Source organism: Thermoactinomyces sp. CICC 10522 (assembly GCF_016055075.1).
In the GTDB taxonomy this organism is placed as follows: Bacteria; Bacillota; Bacilli; order Thermoactinomycetales; family Thermoactinomycetaceae; genus Thermoactinomyces_A; species Thermoactinomyces_A daqus.
This window is the reverse complement of the sequence record NZ_JAECVY010000008.1, coordinates 23,066-42,141: the sequence shown is the minus strand read 5'-3', so window position 1 is coordinate 42,141 and position 19,076 is coordinate 23,066. Positions and strand designations below refer to the sequence as shown.

The 19,076-nt window shown below is 48.0% G+C and carries 16 protein-coding genes; 14 read left to right on the top strand and 2 right to left on the bottom strand.

The features are described from left to right. Window positions 1–25: 25 nt before the first annotated feature. Window positions 26–2,176: an aKG-HExxH-type peptide beta-hydroxylase gene (locus I8U18_RS11905; RefSeq protein ID WP_198056056.1), complete on the top strand. Its 2,151-nt coding sequence runs from the start codon at window positions 26–28 to the stop codon at window positions 2,174–2,176. Between the two features lie 72 nt (window positions 2,177–2,248). Here the strand turns inward: I8U18_RS11905 and I8U18_RS11900 are convergent, their stop codons facing one another. Further along, a complete protein-coding gene (locus I8U18_RS11900) occupies window positions 2,249–3,628 on the bottom strand; it encodes an MFS transporter (RefSeq protein ID WP_198056055.1) in 1,380 nt (459 codons plus the stop codon). Between the two features lie 445 nt (window positions 3,629–4,073). Here I8U18_RS11900 and I8U18_RS11895 point away from each other — a divergent pair, with 445 nt between their 5' ends. The 7 genes from I8U18_RS11895 to I8U18_RS11865 all read left to right on the top strand — a co-directional run bounded on the left by I8U18_RS11895 (window position 4,074) and on the right by I8U18_RS11865 (window position 10,928). Next, window positions 4,074–4,265, top strand: coding sequence for a hypothetical protein (locus I8U18_RS11895; protein WP_033099486.1), 192 nt, complete (start codon window positions 4,074–4,076; stop codon window positions 4,263–4,265). Between the two features lie 92 nt (window positions 4,266–4,357). After that, complete coding sequence (locus tag I8U18_RS11890; RefSeq protein ID WP_033099485.1) at window positions 4,358–6,301, top strand: radical SAM protein; 1,944 nt, start codon at window positions 4,358–4,360, stop codon at window positions 6,299–6,301. A 14-nt stretch (window positions 6,302–6,315) separates the two neighbouring features. Next, the gene (locus tag I8U18_RS11885; protein ID WP_198056054.1) at window positions 6,316–7,281 is read left to right on the top strand and encodes a multinuclear nonheme iron-dependent oxidase; all 966 of its coding nucleotides are present in this window, start codon (window positions 6,316–6,318) and stop codon (window positions 7,279–7,281) included. Further along, a complete protein-coding gene (locus I8U18_RS11880; protein ID WP_033099484.1) occupies window positions 7,266–8,087 on the top strand; it encodes a hypothetical protein in 822 nt (273 codons plus the stop codon). The genes I8U18_RS11885 and I8U18_RS11880 overlap by 16 nt, the downstream gene beginning before the upstream one ends. After that, window positions 8,084–9,337, top strand: a complete 1,254-nt coding sequence (locus I8U18_RS11875; RefSeq protein WP_198059475.1) for a tetratricopeptide repeat protein — start codon at window positions 8,084–8,086, stop codon at window positions 9,335–9,337. Before I8U18_RS11880 ends, I8U18_RS11875 begins: the two co-directional genes overlap by 4 nt. Continuing rightward, window positions 9,310–10,488: a TldD/PmbA family protein gene (locus tag I8U18_RS11870; RefSeq protein ID WP_198064783.1), complete on the top strand. Its 1,179-nt coding sequence runs from the start codon at window positions 9,310–9,312 to the stop codon at window positions 10,486–10,488. The genes I8U18_RS11875 and I8U18_RS11870 overlap by 28 nt, the downstream gene beginning before the upstream one ends. Before the next feature lie 191 nt (window positions 10,489–10,679). Further along, window positions 10,680–10,928, top strand: a complete 249-nt coding sequence (locus I8U18_RS11865) for a YuzB family protein (RefSeq protein ID WP_033099481.1) — start codon at window positions 10,680–10,682, stop codon at window positions 10,926–10,928. Here I8U18_RS11865 and I8U18_RS11860 read toward each other — a convergent pair. Beyond that, a complete protein-coding gene (locus I8U18_RS11860; protein WP_033099480.1) occupies window positions 10,916–11,275 on the bottom strand; it encodes a DUF3899 domain-containing protein in 360 nt (119 codons plus the stop codon). The two genes, I8U18_RS11865 and I8U18_RS11860, sit on opposite strands and share 13 nt — an antisense overlap. Before the next feature lie 189 nt (window positions 11,276–11,464). On the opposite strand from I8U18_RS11860, the gene I8U18_RS11855 reads away from it, so the two are divergent. The 6 genes from I8U18_RS11855 (at window position 11,465) to I8U18_RS11830 (ending at window position 19,056) form a co-directional block, all read left to right on the top strand. After that, the gene (locus I8U18_RS11855; RefSeq protein WP_198056051.1) at window positions 11,465–13,111 is read left to right on the top strand and encodes a peptide ABC transporter substrate-binding protein; all 1,647 of its coding nucleotides are present in this window, start codon (window positions 11,465–11,467) and stop codon (window positions 13,109–13,111) included. Window positions 13,112–13,450: 339 nt separating this feature from the next. Next, a complete protein-coding gene (locus I8U18_RS11850) occupies window positions 13,451–15,085 on the top strand; it encodes a peptide ABC transporter substrate-binding protein (protein WP_198056050.1) in 1,635 nt (544 codons plus the stop codon). Between the two features lie 89 nt (window positions 15,086–15,174). Continuing rightward, a complete protein-coding gene (locus I8U18_RS11845) occupies window positions 15,175–16,104 on the top strand; it encodes an ABC transporter permease (RefSeq protein WP_198056049.1) in 930 nt (309 codons plus the stop codon). Between the two features lie 7 nt (window positions 16,105–16,111). Continuing rightward, entirely contained in the window at window positions 16,112–17,044 is a 933-nt protein-coding gene (locus I8U18_RS11840; protein WP_198056048.1) for an ABC transporter permease, read from the top strand. A gap of 13 nt (window positions 17,045–17,057) precedes the next feature. Further along, window positions 17,058–18,083, top strand: a complete 1,026-nt coding sequence (locus I8U18_RS11835) for an ABC transporter ATP-binding protein (protein ID WP_198056047.1) — start codon at window positions 17,058–17,060, stop codon at window positions 18,081–18,083. Then, window positions 18,076–19,056: an ABC transporter ATP-binding protein gene (locus tag I8U18_RS11830; protein WP_033099475.1), complete on the top strand. Its 981-nt coding sequence runs from the start codon at window positions 18,076–18,078 to the stop codon at window positions 19,054–19,056. The genes I8U18_RS11835 and I8U18_RS11830 overlap by 8 nt, the downstream gene beginning before the upstream one ends. Window positions 19,057–19,076: the final 20 nt, after the last annotated feature.

The following is a 19,076-nucleotide window of genomic DNA, read 5'->3' as shown; positions in this document are numbered from 1 at the left end:
TGAGCATGGATGAGGGGGAGAGTGCATGATGCTGGCAGGATTGACTTGGGAACAGTTTTTTCAAGAGTATTGGCGCAAGAAACCCCTTTTTATCAAAGGAGGGGCTCTCAAGTTGTTGCAAACGCAATGGCAGGCGGCGGAGTTTGAGGAAATGGCACGTCAGGTGGAGGAGTTGGACCCCCGGCTTGTTAAAAGAAATGCCAATGGCCTCACTTTCGTGCAAAAGGTGAGCATCGTGAATGAACGGTTGAGTGAATTGGCCGTCCGATTTCAAAAGGAGATGTCCTGTCCCAGCATTTGGTTTGACGGAGTGAGGGCGAATCACGGACACAGCATCGGTTGCCATTTTGATGACAGCGATAATTTTGTTTTGCAACAAGAAGGGGTGAAAATTTGGAAACTGCACCCGCCTGACATCATTGCAGACGAAGTGCTTCAAAAAAGAATGCTGAAAAACCCGGATGTGGGGAATATCTTTATGCCGGATGAGTATCTGGAATTTATCCTGGAGCCAGGCGACTTGTTGTACATTCCGATATTCTGGCCGCATTGGGGTGTTTCCGAAGGTCCTTCCCTCAGCCTTTCCCTGGTTTGCAACGCTACGAACGGCTTGCGTGATCTGTTGCCGCTTGTATCCCGACAACTGGCGGAAGACCCGGAATGGTGGAAGCCGCTGCCGATGATGCGGCTGGATGAAGGCGGGCAAGACGATGAATTTGACCGGATGTTGGAACGGTTGCTGGCCCGCATGCAAGAGGATTCGTTTAAAGAGCGGGTAAAATCATTGTGGCGGAAACAGCGTTGCCGCCAAGTTTACGGAGAAGCGCAGGAAGAGACGAACAATCGGGGAAACAGCAGAGGCGGCCAGGAGGAACTGCTGATTGATATGGATCGTGTTCGGGAGATATATGGTCAGCCTGTTTCGTCATTTGACCTGAAACAAGTGGTTTTGCCGGGAGAGCCAACCGCATTCAACGCTTTCAGGGAACTAGTGTTTCGCGTTTATTTGAAACGGTTCTTGCTCGTCTGCTCCAAAGGTTTTCCCATGTTGGAAACAAGAGAATTGAAGGATTCAACTCAGACTTTGTTGACCCTCTTGTTGCAGTTGGATCCCAAACGATTGGCGCAAGCGGCGGTGCGCCCGGAATTAACCTCCTGGATCTGGCGGGCGCACGAGGCGATCAATTTTGGTTATGGCCCGCGAGTGGAGGAAATATTCTCATATTTAGGAACATTCTTTCTTCCGTTTTTTCTGCAATCGGACTTACCTGATTTGGAGGGGGAAAGTCTGGTTCTCAGGCGTTCCACCAAAGACACCATCCAGTTATGGCCCATTGGCAAACAGATACACGCAGCAAAAGGATTTGCGTCCCTTATGAGAGTGAACTTCAAAAATCGGGCCATCCAATTGCAAAATGATCAGGAGACGGTCGAAGTCCCGCTGGAGACATTTTGGAAAGAAGAGGGAGAGATGCGGATCGGTCAGGGGATGGAGATCACTCGCCTGGCCGTGCTCAGGAACACCTCCGCGGTCATTTGTGCGGGGCATGACTGGTATGAGAACTTTTTGCCCGGAGATTCAAAAAAGGATGTAACCGGTCTGCGACAAACATGCAGTAATGAAGAACGGACTGATTTGAATCGATGCCTTGATGAAGGGATCGGGCTGGTTCGTGCTTTTTGGCCGGAGGCTTTTGCCGAGTTGAACGAACAGATTTCATGCATTTTGCCCTTGAAGTCAAAAGGTTATCTTCCATATCAGACAACAATCAAAGCATTTCGTGGCATGATTGCGACAAGCGCACGCCCGTCCTACCTTGCTGCCCAAACGTTGGTTCATGAAACCGGGCACAACAAATTCAATTCCGTTTTGGATCTGTATCATTTGTTTGAAAATGATCCGGGTGTTTTGTTTTATTCACCGTTTGACGATGACCAACGGCCTCTGACATGGATCTTCCATGAAACCTTTGCATTCCTTCAGGATATTCACATTTCCGGGCGGTTGCTGGGGGCCGTGGAGCAGATTGAAGACCTTTCTCTCGAACGCTATTTGCGCAAGACATCAGAGCGGGTGGAGAAGGCGTTGGACATGATCCGGAAGCATGCCCGGCTGACCGCAGAAGGGGAACGGATCGTGGCAGGGTTCGAAGAGGCACTGCAAAAAAGGCCGTGAAATGAACTGTGCGAACAACCTGAAAAACAGACTGACACCTTGCACTTGGTGTCAGTCTGCTACCATCCCGGTTTATGTGGTTTTGTTCACGCCCTTTTCCGACTTGATGCCTGTTCGTTCCAGTAATAGCGTGGTTAGCGCGATCAATTGCAACGCGATCGCACAGGTGATCATCATTTGAAATCCGCTTGCGCTGATTTTCCCGATTTCCGGGCCTTCAACGAGACGGGAGAACAATCCGGCGGCAAATGCACCTGTACCGAACTGGATCATTTGGAAAAAACCGATGAATGCCCCGGTTTGTTCGGGAGGGACGGAGAGGAGGGCAATTTTATTTTGGGAAGGCATGGCAATGGTCCCCCCTATTCCCAATAACAAGTAAATGGCGATGAAAAGCAAAAGGTGATGAAAGTTGCCGCTGAACCAAAAGAAGACGGAACCGCCAAGTGACAGGATCATTCCGACGGCTAAAGTGAAACGCGGGTTTTTGTCGGCAGCACGCCCGGCAATACCGGAAAATGCCAAGCCCATGACGGAATCAATGAGAATGATCAAGCCCACGAGGTCAGGTGGGATGGCATGCACATCCCGCAAATAACTGGGGGCGTACAGAGAGATGGCGTTGCTTACCAGGTACAGGCAAAAGACGCGCAAGCACGCCAGGATAAATGTTTTGTTATGAAAAGCGCCGGGCGGGAAGATGGCCCCCTCTCCGTTGTTGCTTTTTTGGGACACAATGATGCCGATGATGCCCGCAGCCGCAAGGATCGCCCAGACCAGTTTGCTGGCTGTGGACAGATTGTTCATAAAAAGGCATTGAATGCCAATCACGGTCATTAATAAGCCGAATGCGCCGACGAACGGGATTTTGGATTTTTTTTCGGGCGAAAGTCCACGCGGAAGGTGGATCAACGCCATGATTAGCGAGATTATTGACAAACCGAACAGACACCAGAAAATTGAATTCCAATGATAATGCTTGATCAGGAGGCCGCCGATGGCCGGACTGATCAGGGTGGCTGTGGCCAGTGTGCCGGAGAACCAACCAAAAGCCCAACCGATTTTGTTCTCCGGAAAACTTTGACGAATGAAAATGACCTGAACAGGAACAATCATCGAGTCAGCCAGCCCTTGCAAGGACTGAAAGATGAGGAAGAAGTTCCAATCACGGGTCAACCCGCTGCAAAGTGTGGACAGCGCAAATAAAACAATCCCGGTGAAAAACTGGCGGCGGGCACCGAAATGATCGGCTGTTTTTCCGAAAAACGGCAAACCGACGGCGAATAGGGCAAAGAAAAGAATATTCCGCCACTGAAGCGTCTCATACGAGATGTTGAAATCCGACACGATATCGGGAAATGCGATCGTCAACATGGAAGTGCTCATGACACTGGCAAAGACACCCATCGAAATGGTTAGGATCAAAAAGTGGTTTTTGAATGTACTCTTCAAGTTCATACCCTCCCAAATGGCGTCTTCGGTATTTTCATAAAATCATTCAGGGAAAACGGCTTTGCGATCGAAAAAGGGTTCTGGTTTTCGTCCGGGGGATACACGTTTCTGTTGGGCTTTGATCAATATATCATAAGACTATAATTTATAAAATAGTATTATAAATTATTTTTAAAATAAAATTCAGAAAAGAAAATTGAAGAAGAGGGGTTTTGAAAGCATATTTATATCTTTATTGTTTCGCTTGTAGAGAGATGTCTTTAAACAGATTGCTTGATTTTTTGGCAGTATGGGGGCAGCTGTGGTGGATCGCTGTCTATCGAAAAAGGATTTTATATTCAATTAAAATTGGTACAAACGAGAGTGAAATAATATAAATTTAGAAAATAAAAAATATTGACAATTATATGATAATATTATAGATTAATAACAGGAGGTGATCGCCTTGAGCAAGGAAATCAAAAAAGAGCTCAAAAATGAACTCGAACAACTGACTGTTGTTGAGGCGAAGGAGTTGCAAGTGGGCAATGCGTTTCATGCTTTCCGTTTCTCTTCCGCCATTGAGGAACTGGACGTTGTGGAAGCGAATGAATTGAAAGTGGGCAATGCTTTCCATGCTTTCCGTTTCAATGCTTAATTGATAGTGCTTTGAAAGAGGTGTTGCAACCCATCGATCCGGATGATGCAACACTTCTTTCTTTAGTCCATTCAAGATCGGAGGTGAGTATAATGGGTGACGAGATCCTGATCGTTTTTCCCCCCACCACGGAAGCACGGTTATTCCCTTACCTAAGCTTGCCCATGATCACTTCGTATTTGCGGAAACGGGATGTTCCTGTGGTCCAGAAGGATCTGAATATTGAGCTGTGCCATCAACTTTTCTCGGCGGACAAGATCGGACAGTTTATTTCGTTGCTGGAAAAACAGGGGCGAAACGATTTACAACACAGATATCGTCTGGAAATGGCTAAATTTTTGTGGAAAAACCAGCGTGATTTTTTTTCGCAGGTTTTTGATAAACAATACTCCTCATTAAAGGTTGCCCACCGAAATACGAGATTTGTCCGCCAGGGAATTGAAATGTTGCTGGAAAACTCCATTTTGAAAGAGCAAATCACTTCGCTTGATGAGATCGGGAAAAAGGCTCTGGATTACCAGACCCCATCTGAAGAAGACATCGCTGCCCTCACTTTGTATGAATCTTTCATTCCGTTGATCAATCGATTGAATCCCAGGGTTTTTGCTGTCTCCATCGCCTATTACAGCCAGATTCTCCCCTCCTTGCTTTTAGCCAGATGGGTTAAAGATTGCATCCCGGATACGTTTGTGATCTTTGGTGGGCAACAAATCATGCTGAGACATGAAGATATGGCGAATATTCCGGCATTCCGCAGATATGTGGATGGTTTGGGAACAGGTGCGGGAGAGGAAACCATGCTTCGTCTGTGGCAATATTTGACCGGTGGGGGCGGGCAGGAAAAAGTGCCCGATGTGGTTTGGCTGCAAGACTCACCTCCATCTCAACCTTCACCCCGTTCAACCGTGCATATTCAAAATGTGCCTCCCCCTGACTTCAGTGATTTGCCATTTGACAAATATCTGAGTGAGGAAGTGAACCTTTCCCTGATCACCTGCATCGGCTGTTATTGGGGCAGATGCGCTTTCTGTTCCTACGGCAACCGCTCCCGCAAACAGCAAAACTACCAACAGAAAACAGCCAGGCAAATCGCTGACGAGTGTCAATATTTGCTGGACAAACACCAGGTTAAGCGGATCAATTTCATCGATGAAAACACAAATCTCCGTTTAGTGGTTCATGCGATGAGAATATTAAACCAGCGTGGATACCGGATGCAGTTCAGCACCCGGAATCGCATGGAAGAATGTTTGCTTGATCTGTCATTTTGCAAGGAGTTAAAGGAACGCGGTTGCGTATTGATGTCGGTCGGATACGAGACGAATTCGCAACGCCTGCTTGACTTGCTGGATAAAGGGGTGCAGGCTGCCCATTATCAGCAGATCATCGATAATTTGCACCAGGTGAACATTCCGCTGCGACTGTCGGTCATGGGAGGCATTTTGGACGAGACAGAAGAGGAATTGCGAGCATCGGAAGAGTTTTTGATACGCAATGCGCACAAAATCGGTATTGATGTGATGCAAATGTTGGTGGCCGAGCCCAAAACGTATCTCACGGAATCACCGGAAAAATACAACATAAAAATCAAATCGAAAACCAAGCTGCGCGGCAACCAATTGCTGAATTACGGCATGGGGCGGATGGGATACGATTTCGACTATGTGGACGGGGATACTTTTGAACCCAGACTTCAAAATTTCTTGACGATTTTCCGCAATGTCAAACCGCAGAAAAATGATGAATTGCCCCCGGATGCCCGTTTTTCCGGGCAGGATGATGATTGGGATGAAATCGGGATTAAAGAGATCGAGTTGTTGCCGTGGGTTAAGGTGATTCAAGCCCCTCTTCGTTCCGGACAACCTGTGCAAACGTTTATAGTCGACATGTTGTGGCAACGGTTTTTTCGGATTCCTGATCTGCTGCTGGAGTCATCCGGACAGGTTATGCGGACATCAACGGAAAATGCGGAAGGCATGGAATTACTGAAACGTTTGGTCAAGGCGGGTATGGGCAGAGTTATCACTCAAGCATAAGGAGAGATCAGTTGATGAGTCCTGTTGCATCGGTCCGTTTTCCTGAAGTGAATGAAAAACTGGGGTTGGGTTTGGGGATGGATCTGCCCTGGGGAGAAGAAATCGGTTTTCAAAGAGATTCGGGACAAGGGGATTCAATCACCCCGAAAATGAAAAAATTTTTTGACCAGTACCGCGGTCAATTCAACTACATTTTTATCGCTTTCCAGCCGAAAAACCGAAACCGGTTGAACGCGGAGGAATATTTTGAGGCTTATGATTGTCTTTTTGCCGAAGTACCGGAAATCAAGGCGCGAGCTTTCCATCAAACCATTTTGAACATGGGAACGATGGAGAATTACCGCAAGGGGGAAATTATCGAATTTACCAACCGGTTGATTGAGCGCTACGATTTCAAATGGATTGTGGAAGACTTGGGCCTGTGGTCAGTTGAAGGGAAGTCGGTGCCGTTTCCGCTGCCCCCTTTTATGACGATGGAAGGTTTGAAGGCCTGTATTCGGAACATCAGAGAATACCAAGAAAATTTGCTGGCTCCTTTGTCGGTGGAATTTGCGGGATTTACGGAAGGAACCAACTTTTATATTGGCGATATGGACGCATATGACTATTTTCGGATTATAGCGGAAGAGACGAATTCCCCTGTTACGATTGATATCGGGCATATTCTCAGCTACCAGTGGTTGATGGGCCGCACGGGAGAACGGATGTATGAAGAGCTGGACCGTTTGCCTTACGAATACTGCTTTGAGTTCCATCTGTCGGGATGCCAAATCATCAAAGGGAAATTCCGGGACTTGCATCATGGTGTTTTATTGGATGAACAAATTGATCTGCTTGAGTATATGCTTCCGCGTTGCCCCAATCTGAAAGCCATTACGTACGAAGATCCCAAGTATACGGATGAGGGAATTCTCATTCCCAAATCGCAACCCAATTATCAACGCATGAAGGAGGTAGTGGAAAAATGGATGGGGCAATAAAGGGAGAAAGCATCGGTTTGCATCGGGCTTTATATGGTTTGCTTTACCATCGTTCATATCGGCAGGCGTTTTTGGAAGGAAGGTATGACAAGTTGCAGTTGTCCGACGGGGAGTTGCGGCAGCTTGCCACCATCGATCATGAGGAACTGTGTGCGACGGCCAAAAATATCTGCCGAAACCTGCTGTCGGGAAACCTGGAAATCAGCGGTGGCTTAAAGGGTTCTTATCCGGGCGTTTTTCAGGAACTGGAGCGGATGGGTTATGATCGGTATGAGCTGATGTATCAATTTATGGAATCGCCCCATTTTGAGGAATATCGCGAACTCCCGTTTAGCGGTGTGGGTTTATGTGTTGAGGAAGCTTTTTACGGCTTTATGATGGAGCAGGAAGATTTTCTGAGGGAATCACCCAATAACCGGCTTCTTCTTACTCATGAATTTTTAACTGTGATGCTTTCGATTTTGGTTGTCAACAAGCACCCCAATTTCTGCATCAAGACGAACTTGATTCGCAAAAACGATTCATGTTTCTACGCCATTCAATCCTACCCTGATCAAATCGCGTCGGCTTTGGCCAATAGAAAGGTTCACGGAGATTCGCAAGGACGGACTCTCTATTTGTACGCTGCAGCGAAGGATCAATTCATTAAAGGACCGATTAACCCGTTCATCGCCCGGCTTATCGAACTGGGGAGAGCGGAGGAGATCACAAAATGGGCCAATGAATGGATGGAGACTTATCAAATATCAGAAGAAGAACTGAATGATGCGATGGAGAAATTCTTGCGGCTGGGGTTAATTGGATGATGGGGAAACGGACGATTTATACATTTGAGGAGCATGGAGAGGTGTTGGCGCATTGGCATGAAACAGGATATGACAATGAAACGCTCATTTACTTCGATCGCCATCTCGATCTGAAAAAAATAGAAAAGGCACAGATGAGGCGGATTCGGGAACAGGGTTTGAACCGGAAAGATTTGCGGTTATTGAACCGAGATATCCCGTTTCGTGATGACGACTTGTTTGCGTATGGTTTGGATAATTTTCTCTACGCGACCACCGCTTTGAACCTGGTCAAACGGGTCATTTGGGTTTATCCCGAGCCCAAGCCCGTTTCCGTTGCTGCGCTGGGGCATGTGTTGTGGGACTTGTTGTCACTTGTTCCGGGGCACGGAGAAGAAGTGAAAAACACTTTCAAAGTGAATCCGCATTCGGCATCGGCACAAGTGGCGGGGATGCAGGTGGAGATTACCACTTTGCGCCGGATTCACAAGCTTGGGTTGGATCCGGATGCTAAAATCGACATTGATTTGGATTATTTTTATGAAGAGAAGGGACAAATTGTTCACGGTGTAGACGAAGTGGTTGAGACATTAAGAAGAGAGGGGATGGGCAACGGTGAACCGACGATGACATATTCCATTTCCAGTGGTTTTCTGCCTCGTTCCTGCAGATGGTTGGGGGAAGCTGTCGCCAATAAGTGGGGTTGCACGCTTCGTTCGCTTAGCCGACGGCGATCAAGTCAAGGACATGCGGAGCAAAGCATGAGCGTAATCGCTGGCAAACGCTCATTGGATCGGGCGCTGTTTCAGCGTTTGTGCCAGGACGAATTGCAACCGTTGGAAGGGCCCGGTTGGTCACTTCGGGCGCTTCTGGCGCTGGCCTTATCGGACATCGCAGAAGCTGAAAGGTGTTATCAAAGAGCAGTGGAATCGGGAGATCGCGCCACTTGGGCAGCGTACTCGATTGGGCTGTTCCATATGGGGCGGAAACAGTATGAGCAGGCAATTCAATGGTTCAGCAGGGCGGAAGGCCAATTGGTTGATACGATTCAGGCCCACAGTCTCTCGCTCCGGGCTTTGTGCGAATGTAAGTCGGGCCAGTTTGAGCGGAGTTTACGTACGGTTGAACGCTGCCTGAAAGAATTGCCTTTGCGCCTGGAAGCATACAAGGTTGGAGCTGTGGCCGCGGGCGAACTCGGGATGTTGTCGGAGGCAGAAAAGTTCAGGGAGCTGGAAAAAGAGTTATGCGGCGTGAGGAACCCGGAACATTGAGGGGATCAGCGGCGAACCATTGGCGTTTTTACAGAACGGTTTATTTTGAATCGCAAACGAAGCGCATCACCCGGCTGCAATCAGATCCCCGGCAGGGATATCAAGGGCTGAAATCGTTTGCATGGCTGGAAGAGAAGCTGACCTCGTGTGCAGAGGCTTTGGATGTATCTCTCCGTTCTGTGCGGAAGAAGATTGAATACTATAGAATCACCATCCGGTCACAGCAGAGTTTACTTTGGCATATGGAAAGGCCCCACTTTTCCCCGCGTGAAATTGGCGTGCTCATTCATCTTTTCGTCCGGGGACGATCGGCGTCGATACCGGTGATTTGGCAGTCCACTTGTGTCAAAGAATGGAACCTGAATCTAAACAGAGCGATTCATGAAGATATCCTGCCTGAGATCGAAGCGGCAGTGGTTGGAGAAGCGCTGAAAGAAGCTGTTAAGTTGCCTCTGCTGTTGGACCCGTGGCTGGCCTCACAGTTGATCCATGAGTGCATTGGCCACTCCTCCGAGGCGGATAATTATCTGGATTATATGTTGCCGCATGGATACCGGCTTGGTTACCAATGGACGACATACCCGTTGGATGTGTATGATGATCCCACATTGCCGGGGCATCGTGCTAGTTATGAAATGGACCACGAGGGTGAACGGGCGAGACGTGTCCAGTTGGTTAAGCAAGGCATTTGGAATGATCTGTTGCACAACCGGGAAACGCAGAAGCGATGTCAGGCACCGGGGGCCGGGCATGGAAGGCGCACCCCTGATGGAGAAAAAACATTGCCCAGGATGTCAGTCACGTATGCGGATCAGGGCAATTGGACGTTTAAGCAGTTGGTTGAGGGGATTGAACATGGGATTTATTGTATCGGGACATGGGGAGGAGGTTCGTTGGGCCTGAACTTTATCATCCGCCCTGCCTATGGAAGGATCATTCGCAACGGCCGGTTAACGGATGAGATTGTGCGTCGTTTTGATATTAAAGGAAATAAGATGGACGTTATGATGAAAGTTGAGAAATTGTCCAATGAGTTGAGGTTTTACAATCCTGTCTTCGGATGCGACAAGAACGGTCAAAACAACTTGCCCGTGACACTCGGTTCCCCGCATATTCTCCTGCAACCGTTCACGATCCACCCTGTCAGCTGAAGGATGTCAGCCTGACCCGGTCAGCGGATGCTTGTGCAAACAGGCAAAACCCCTCTTAAGCGAACGTGATCCCGACAATGCTGTGATTTTCGCTTCAGAGGGGTTTTGGTATTGTTGATTTAAATTCACCCTCCTCTGCAATCAAAAAATGATACAATGAAATTAATCCCTGAAAAAAAGGGGAAGATGCCGTGGAAAAAAGGGAAATCGTAGTGGAATTTTGCATCTCCAATTTGGTCAGTGGCTCCTTATCGGCATATTATCAACTGAAAAACCATAAACATCCATACATAAAAGTCAAAGCGGAGCGGTGTTTGGGCTACTGCGGCCGCTGTGGAAGTTCGTTTTTCGCCTTGATCGATTACAAGCCGGTTGAAGCGGACACCCCTGAGGAACTGTATGAAGAGATTGTCCGCGAACTTTCAAATTATCTGGAATAAAGCAGCAATATGGATAAACCGATGAGGATGAGTGCGACCAAAAAAGAGCCCGTCTGCACGGTACGCAGTCCCGCATCGCGCCTGGACATTGCCTTTTCATCCGGTTGCGTTGCGAATTCATGCTCGCGGCCGATACGGTTGAATTTTTTGAAAGCCTTGGCAAAGTTATGAAAAAAACCGCCACGGATTACAAAAATAGATGCGGAAATAGTGAGAAACAATAGTCCGAATAGAAATAAATGGTTACTCCATGCCAGCTTGTTTTTCGGGGCAATGACCAGGGTGATGATGAAAAAGATGGCCATAACCGCTGTCATGTAGCGGACGATGGCTTTTTTTTGTGTCATTTTTGCTCCTCCATCTGTCGGATCTTTTTGTATATTATGTGAAACGTTAATGCTTTTATTTCTATTATTAAGTTATTGTCTTTTCTATTACAACTAATTAATTTATAATGTGAAAGTCAATAATACGATAGCGAGGCGATAAGGGAATTATCTGAAAAGTACTGAATTAACTGTAAAGGAGGGTTTAATTTGATCAGTAAGAAATGGAAAAGCATTGTTGGAGTTGCCGCCTCGATCAGTTTAGCGCTAACCGGTTGCTCTTTTCAACAAAACGGAGCTTCCGGCAGTGAACAATTGAGCAAGGATCAGATACTCCGCATTGCTGATACCGGTGATATTCCCATCCTGGACAGTGCGCGGGCTACTGACGTTTCGTCGATGAACATCCTCAATAACATTCAGGAAGGGCTGATGCGCGAGGGTCAGGACAATCAGCCTGAAAATGGAATTGCCACGAATTATGAAGTGAGCCCCGATAAAAAAACCTATACTTTCCATCTTCGGGACGATGCGAACTGGAGTGACGGTCAGCCGGTGACAGCGGATGATTTCCGATATGCCTGGCTTCGCGCACTTGACCCGAAAACAGCTTCCCAATATGCGTATGCCCTCTACCCCATCAAAAACGCTCAAAAATATAATGAGGGGAAAGCAAGCGCTTCGCAAGTAGGGATCAAAGTTTTGGACAAACATACGCTTGAGGTCACGCTGGAAAAGCCGATGCTCAATTTTATCAGCATGATCACAATGACGGTATACCTGCCGCAGCGTCAGGATATTGTGGAAAAATACGGATCGGAATACGGGACCGAAGTGGACAAGATGGTATTTGACGGCCCGTTTGTTGTGGAGAGTTGGACTCCGCAGAAATTGGTCTTGCAGAGAAATGACAATTATTGGGACAGCAACAGCGTCAGCCTGAAAACGGTGGAAATCAACATCATTAAGGATTTGGCCACCGGAATCAACATGTACAACGCCGGACAGCTTGACATTGTACCGCTCAATGACGCATTTGTCGATGCCTATAAACAAACGCCGGATTTTGTCAGTGTCAAACAGGCAGGCGTTTACTATATTCTATTAAACCAAAAAAATCCATTTTTCAAAAATGACAAAATACGGAAAGCGATCACCCTGGCGCTTGACCGCGACCAGATTGCCAACCGTATTCTCAAAGACGGATCGAGCCCGGCCGGTTCACTGGTTCCGCCTTCGATGAAAGGCGAGGCGAACAAATCTTTCCGCGCCGGCGGCGAAGTAGTGGGAACCAATGTGGCACAAGCGCAAAAACTGTTTAAAGAAGGTTTGCAAGAATTGGGGCTCAGCCAGCCGCCAAGAAATATTGTGATGATTGGATATGATACGACGGCCAGACGGAATGTGGCGGTCAATATCAAAGAACAGCTGCGGCAAACACTGGGCTGGGATATCAATTTGGATTCCCCGACATGGAAAGTGCACCTGCAACGGGCGGAGACGGGCAATTATGATATGATGATGCTCGGTTGGAGTGCGGATTATGATGATCCCATGCAATTCTTTGAGATTTTCGAAAGCAACAACCCGATGAACTACTCCCATTTCTCCAACGCCCAATATGATCAATTGGTGGAAAAGGCGAAGCAGGAAACGGATGAACACCAAGAGTATCAGGATCTGAGCCAGGCGGAGAAGATCCTGGTCGGGACTGACGGGGAAGGACAGGCCGCTTTCATTCCCCTCTTCTACGGTGGCAAATCCTATATTCAGAAACCGTATGTGAAAGATGTTTACCGTCATCCGTTTGGCGCCGAATACAGCCTGAAGTGGGGTTATATTACCAACAAAAAATAGTAAAACACAAATGGGGACCTGGTCAGGTCTCCATTTTTTATTAGCAGAGTTTCATGTCAATTATCAAAACATAACCCTTTACAAATCGTTGAATTATGGGTTAAATATAAATATGCGGCTAAAATTTGATAAGTATTGAAGAGTAAATTGTCTGAAATGAGGCAATTACGTTGCGATAAACAGAAGAGGAGCGGAGGAGAGCATGGAAGAGCTTGATAAGCGGAATGTTGAAGCCGAATTGTTTATAAGATTTAGATCATACTTCCTAAAGATGGGTTTACGACCATTTTTTGGTCTAAACTATAAATTATTTTAACTTTGAAAAAAGGGGGCAATCGGATGAACAAGAGGTTCAAACTATCCTCCTTGTTCGCACTCCTCCTCGTAACCGCATTGGCCTTATCTGGTTGTAATACATTCAGCGGTACGAGCGGCGGCGGAGGCAAACAAGTGCTCAATCTCGTTGAATTGCAAGAACCGCCCAATCTGGATAGCGCGAAGTCCACGGACACAGTTTCAGCTACATTGCTGAACAATATCATGGAGGGTCTTTATCGCGTCGGTAAAGACGGAAACCCGGTGCTTGGCATTGCCGCGGCCGCCCCGCAGGTAAGCCCGGACAAAAAAACGTATACCTTTAAACTCCGCGATGCAAAATGGAGTGACGGCAAACCGGTAACGGCCCACGACTTCGAGTACGCTTGGAAGCGGGCGCTTGACCCGAAAACGGCATCAGAGTATGCCTACATCCTCTATCCTGTGAAAAACGCTGAAGCGTTTAACATGGGCAAAGCAAAAGCTGACGATGTCGGGGTGAAAGCACTTGACGACAAAACGCTGCAAGTGACGTTGGAACAGCCGATCCCGTACTTCCTGGATCTGTTGACCTTCCCGACCTATTTGCCGCAGCGCCAGGACATTGTGGAAAAATTCGGGGAAAAATACGCGCTCGAAGCGAAAAATATGGTTTACGATGGTCCGTTTGTCCTGACTTCCTGGGTGCACAACCAAAGCTTCAGTGTGAAAAAGAACGACAATTATTGGGATAAAAATACGGTCAAACTGCAACAGGTAAATTGGCAGATTGTCAAGGACGGCGGAACCCAGATCAACTTGTACAACACGGGTAAACTGGATTTCACCTATCTGCCGACTGAATTTACCGCCAAGTACAAAAACAACAAAGATGTTTTCAACATCAAGGAATCTTCATCCTGGTATCTGGAAATGAACCAAACCGAAAAGCTGTTCCAAAACCCGAAAATCCGGGAAGCGATCGGCTTGGCCATTGATAAGAAAACGCTGACTGACAAAGTGGAGCAAAACGGTTCGATTCCGGCCGGCGGCATTGTTCCTCCATCCATCAAAGCCAGCGGTTTCGATGATAAGAAAAAATATCGTGAAGTCAATCAGGACAAAGTGCAGTATGATCCGGCAAAAGCGAAACAGCTCTGGCAAGAAGGTCTGAAAGAATTGGGCATGACTCAGGATCAAGTGCCACCGATTCACATTTTGGGTGACGATACGACCGGGGCGAAAAAAGACTTGGCCTATCTCCAAGACCAACTGCAGCGCAACCTGGGCGCCAAAATCGTCATCGACTCGGTACCCTTCAAAGAACGCTTGGAGAGAGGAAAACATCAGCAATTCGATCTCCTTTATTCCGGTTGGAACGCAGACTATAACGATCCGATGACCTTCTTGGATCTTTTCACGTCGGATAACAGCTTTAACCGCGGAAAATGGAGCAATAAAGAATTTGACGAATTAATCGCAAAATCGAAGCAAAATCCGGATTTTAAACAACGTTTCAATGATTTGACCAAAGCAGAACAAATCTTGATCAATGACCACGGTATTGTACCGCTTTACTACAGAACCCGACTGGGTCTGAAACAACCGAAAATCAAAGACTGGTACTGGAATTCAATCGGATTTGAATACAGCCTCAAGTGGACTTACATCGAAGAATAAGCCGTGTGTATTTGATGAAGGTATGTGTCGGTTGCGACATATACCTTCATCCTTGCTTTTTTCCGTCATTAAGAAAGGAGTGAATCAAGGTGCTGAAATATACGCTAAGCCGGCTGGGCTATATGGTGGTTACCTTATGGGTAATCGTAACAATAACCTTTTTTCTCATGCATTTATTGCCCGGTACCCCGCTGAAAAATGAAGAGAAGCTCCCGCCGGAGATCAGAGAACAAATTATCGCTTCCTATGGCTTGGATAAACCGCTGATGGTCCAGTACGGACTGTTTTTGGAAAAGTTGGTTCAGGGTGATTTGGGCAATTCCATGAATCTGGACGGCCGTTCGGTAACAGATTTGATCTTGCAAGGCTTCCCGGCCTCGGCCTTGATCGGGATTCAAGGCGTTATTTTTGGGGTGATCATCGGGTTGGCACTCGGGATTATTGCCGCCCTGAGGCGTGGAACCTGGGTGGATAACCTTTCAACCGTCATCGCCATCGCCGGTGTTTCGGTTCCCAGCTTTGTCGCCGCCGGATTGCTCTCTTTTTGGGTTGGCGTGAAATGGGGCATTTTGCCGGTGGCCGGATGGGAGTCCTGGGAGTATTCCATTTTGCCATCATTAGCTCTTTCCTTCTTTGTCATTTCACAGATGGCTCGTTATGTTCGTTCGGAAATGGTCGAAGTGTTGGATCAAGATTATATGAAAACGGCCAAGGCGAAAGGATTGAAGCGCTCAGCGATCGTTGTCCGCCATGCCATGCGAAATGCGCTGATTCCGGCGATTACGGTACTGGGGCCGCTGACCATTAACATCATTACCGGGTCGGTTGTGGTCGAACAGATCTTCAACATCCCGGGGGATGGGAAATATTTTGTGGATTCGATTACCACTAACGACTACACGATGATTATGGGGATCACGATTTTCTATGCAATCCTGTTTATTGTCGCCATCTTCCTGGTTGACTTGCTTTACGGAGTGATTGACCCGAGAATTCGCATTGCCAGTGCAAAGGAGTGAGACACAGATGAGCGCAAACGCAGCAAAAGAATTGTCGCCGGAGCTGTTTGAGCCGGTAGCCAGTGAAGCTGGGGCGGAGGAGCGAATCCTGCGGGAGCGGATGGGCTTCTGGAAAGATGCGTGGCGTCGCTTTCGCACCAATCCGGGAGCGATGGCCGGCCTGATTGTTCTAGCACTCATTGTTTTTTTTGCTATTTTTGGCCCGATGATGAATAAGTATGACGACCATACAAATAATTTGACGATCTCCAATCAGGAGCATATAGGTGACCATTATTTCGGTACGGACAACTTGGGCCGGGACCTGTGGCAGCGTACTTGGCACGGGGCGCAAGTCTCCCTGCTCATCGCACTGTTGGCTGCCTTGATTGACTTGTGCATCGGGGTGACGATCGGCAGTATCTCCGGTTATTTCGGGGGCAGGGTCGATGATATTTTGCAACGGATTATTGAGATCTTGTATTCCATTCCCAACCTGATTGTCGTTACCTTGATGTTGTTGGTTTTCGATCCGGGAATAGTACCGATTGCGGTGGCGCTGTCGATCACCGGGTGGGTTCCGATGGCCCGTGTGGTGCGCGCACAGATCATGAAGCTGAAGTCACAGGAGTATGTGTTGGCAGCCCGCACACTGGGAGCCGGACATCGCCGCATACTGTTCAAGCACCTGATTCCCAATGTGATGGGGCCGATTATCGTGGCAGTAACATTTGCCATTCCGTCGGCGATCTTCTTTGAAGCGTTCTTGAGCATGATCGGCCTGGGAATTCGTCCGCCGCAAGCCAGTCTGGGATCGCTGGTGTTTGATGGTTATAACTATCTGCAGATTTACCCATACCAATTGTTTTATCCGGCCGCGATTCTCTGTTTGATCATGCTGGCCTTCAACCTGGTCGGAGATGGTCTGAGAGATGCACTTGATCCGCGGATGCGCAAATAGGGGGTGAATGAGGATGAGCAAATTGTTGGAAGTGCGTGATCTGCACGTTTCCTTTAAGACGTATAACGGCGAAGTAAAAGCGGTGCGCGGTGTCACTTTTGATCTTGAGAAGGGGGAAACATTGGCCATCGTCGGGGAGTCCGGTTGCGGCAAAAGCGTAACCTCGCAGACGATTATGCGCCTGATTCCCAATCCGCCGGGCTTTATCAAAGAAGGGGAAATTTTGTTTGAAGGAGACGATTTGGCCAAGGCGACAGAAAAACAGATGGAAAAAATTCGCGGGAAAGAGATCGCGATGATTTTTCAGGACCCGATGACTTCGCTCAATCCGACCATGACGGTAGGGGCACAAATCATCGAAGGACTGGTCAGACACCAAAAAATGAGCAAAGCCGAAGCAAGGAACAAAGCGATTGAAATGTTGCGCCTTGTCGGCATTCCCAGCCCGGAATCAAGGCTTGCGCAATATCCTCACCAGTTTTCCGGAGGGATGAGGCAGCGGGCGATGATCGCGATCGCGCTGGCCTGTCAGCCGAAAATTTTGATCGCTGACGAACCGACGACGGCGCTCGATGTGACCATCCAAGCGCAAATTATTGACTTGATGAAAGAGTTGCAGAAAAAGACGGGAACTGCGATTATTTTGATCACACACGATTTGGGTGTCGTGGCCGATATCGCTGACCGGGTTGTCGTCATGTATGCGGGCATTGTGATTGAAACAGGAAAACTGGACGAAATTTTTTATAACCCGCGCCATCCGTATACATGGGGATTGTTGGGTTCGATGCCACGTCTCGATTTGAGAAGCGACCAGGAGCTGCTCCCGATTCCGGGATCGCCCCCTGACTTGATTTCACCCCCGAAGGGATGCCCGTTTGCGGCTCGCTGCAAATATGCCATGAAAATTTGTAAGGAACAAATGCCGGAGCGGACCGATATTTCTTCGACGCATCAAGTTGCCTGCTGGCTTGAGCACCCGATGGCGCCGGATGTGAAGCCGCCTGTGGCAGCAGTAGGGGGGACGAAAGATGAGTAAAACCGAAACACAGGACAAAGAAGTGATCCTCTCCGTCAAAAACCTGAAAAAACACTTTGTTGTCGGCGGAGGACAAGTTGTTCAAGCGGTTGACGGAGTTACCTTTGATGTTTACCGTGGCGAAACGCTCGGTCTGGTAGGGGAATCGGGTTGCGGCAAATCAACCATCGGGCGCACGTTGATCCGGTTGTACGGTGTGACTGACGGTTCAGTCGAGTTTAAAGGAAAAAATGTTCATGAGTTAAAAGGTCAGGAGTTAAGAGCATTTAACCGCCAGATGCAGATGATTTTCCAGGATCCCTATGCCTCCCTCAATCCGCGCATGACGGTGATGGATATCATCGCGGAAGGAATTGACATTCACGGGTTGGCCAGTGGAGAGGAGCGCCGCAAACGCGTGATCGAACTGCTCAAAGTGGTCGGGCTGAACGAAGAACATGCCGATCGCTTTCCTCACGAGTTCAGTGGAGGGCAGCGGCAACGGATTGGCATCGCCCGCGCGCTGGCAGTGGAACCGGAGTTTATCATAGCCGATGAACCGATTTCCGCTCTGGACGTCTCCATTCAGGCACAAGTAGTGAACTTGATGAAAAAATTGCAAAAAGAACAAGGACTGACCTACTTGTTTATTGCCCATGATTTATCCATGGTGAAATATATTTCCGACCGGGTAGGCGTGATGTATCTCGGAAATCTGGTGGAATTGGCGGGCAGTGACGAACTGTATGAGAATCCGCTTCATCCCTACACCGAAGCACTTCTTTCCGCCGTGCCGATTCCCGATCCGAAAACGGCGAAAACGCGGGAACGCATCATTCTTGAAGGAGATGTCCCAAGCCCGATCAATCCGCCAAGCGGTTGCCGTTTCCGCACCCGTTGCCCCAAAGCGATGGAGATTTGTGCGAAAGAGATCCCGCAGTGGAAAGAAGCACAGCCCAACCACTTTGTGGCATGCCATCTTTATAACGAATAATCATCTGAGAAGGGATCATT

Excerpts from the sequence above, each read along its gene's own strand:
- I8U18_RS11905 (WP_198056056.1), top strand. The coding sequence starts at position 26 with ATGATGCTGGCAGGATTGACTTGGGAACAGTTTTTTCAAGAGTATTGG.
- I8U18_RS11890 (WP_033099485.1), top strand. The coding sequence starts at position 4,358 with ATGGGTGACGAGATCCTGATCGTTTTTCCCCCCACCACGGAAGCACGG.
- I8U18_RS11885 (WP_198056054.1), top strand. The coding sequence starts at position 6,316 with ATGAGTCCTGTTGCATCGGTCCGTTTTCCTGAAGTGAATGAAAAACTG.
- I8U18_RS11880 (WP_033099484.1), top strand. The coding sequence starts at position 7,266 with ATGGATGGGGCAATAAAGGGAGAAAGCATCGGTTTGCATCGGGCTTTA.
- I8U18_RS11875 (WP_198059475.1), top strand. The coding sequence starts at position 8,084 with ATGATGGGGAAACGGACGATTTATACATTTGAGGAGCATGGAGAGGTG.
- I8U18_RS11870 (WP_198064783.1), top strand. The coding sequence starts at position 9,310 with ATGCGGCGTGAGGAACCCGGAACATTGAGGGGATCAGCGGCGAACCAT.
- I8U18_RS11860 (WP_033099480.1), bottom strand. The coding sequence starts at position 11,275 with ATGACACAAAAAAAAGCCATCGTCCGCTACATGACAGCGGTTATGGCC.
- I8U18_RS11850 (WP_198056050.1), top strand. The coding sequence starts at position 13,451 with ATGAACAAGAGGTTCAAACTATCCTCCTTGTTCGCACTCCTCCTCGTA.
- I8U18_RS11840 (WP_198056048.1), top strand. The coding sequence starts at position 16,112 with ATGAGCGCAAACGCAGCAAAAGAATTGTCGCCGGAGCTGTTTGAGCCG.
- I8U18_RS11835 (WP_198056047.1), top strand. The coding sequence starts at position 17,058 with ATGAGCAAATTGTTGGAAGTGCGTGATCTGCACGTTTCCTTTAAGACG.
- I8U18_RS11830 (WP_033099475.1), top strand. The coding sequence starts at position 18,076 with ATGAGTAAAACCGAAACACAGGACAAAGAAGTGATCCTCTCCGTCAAA.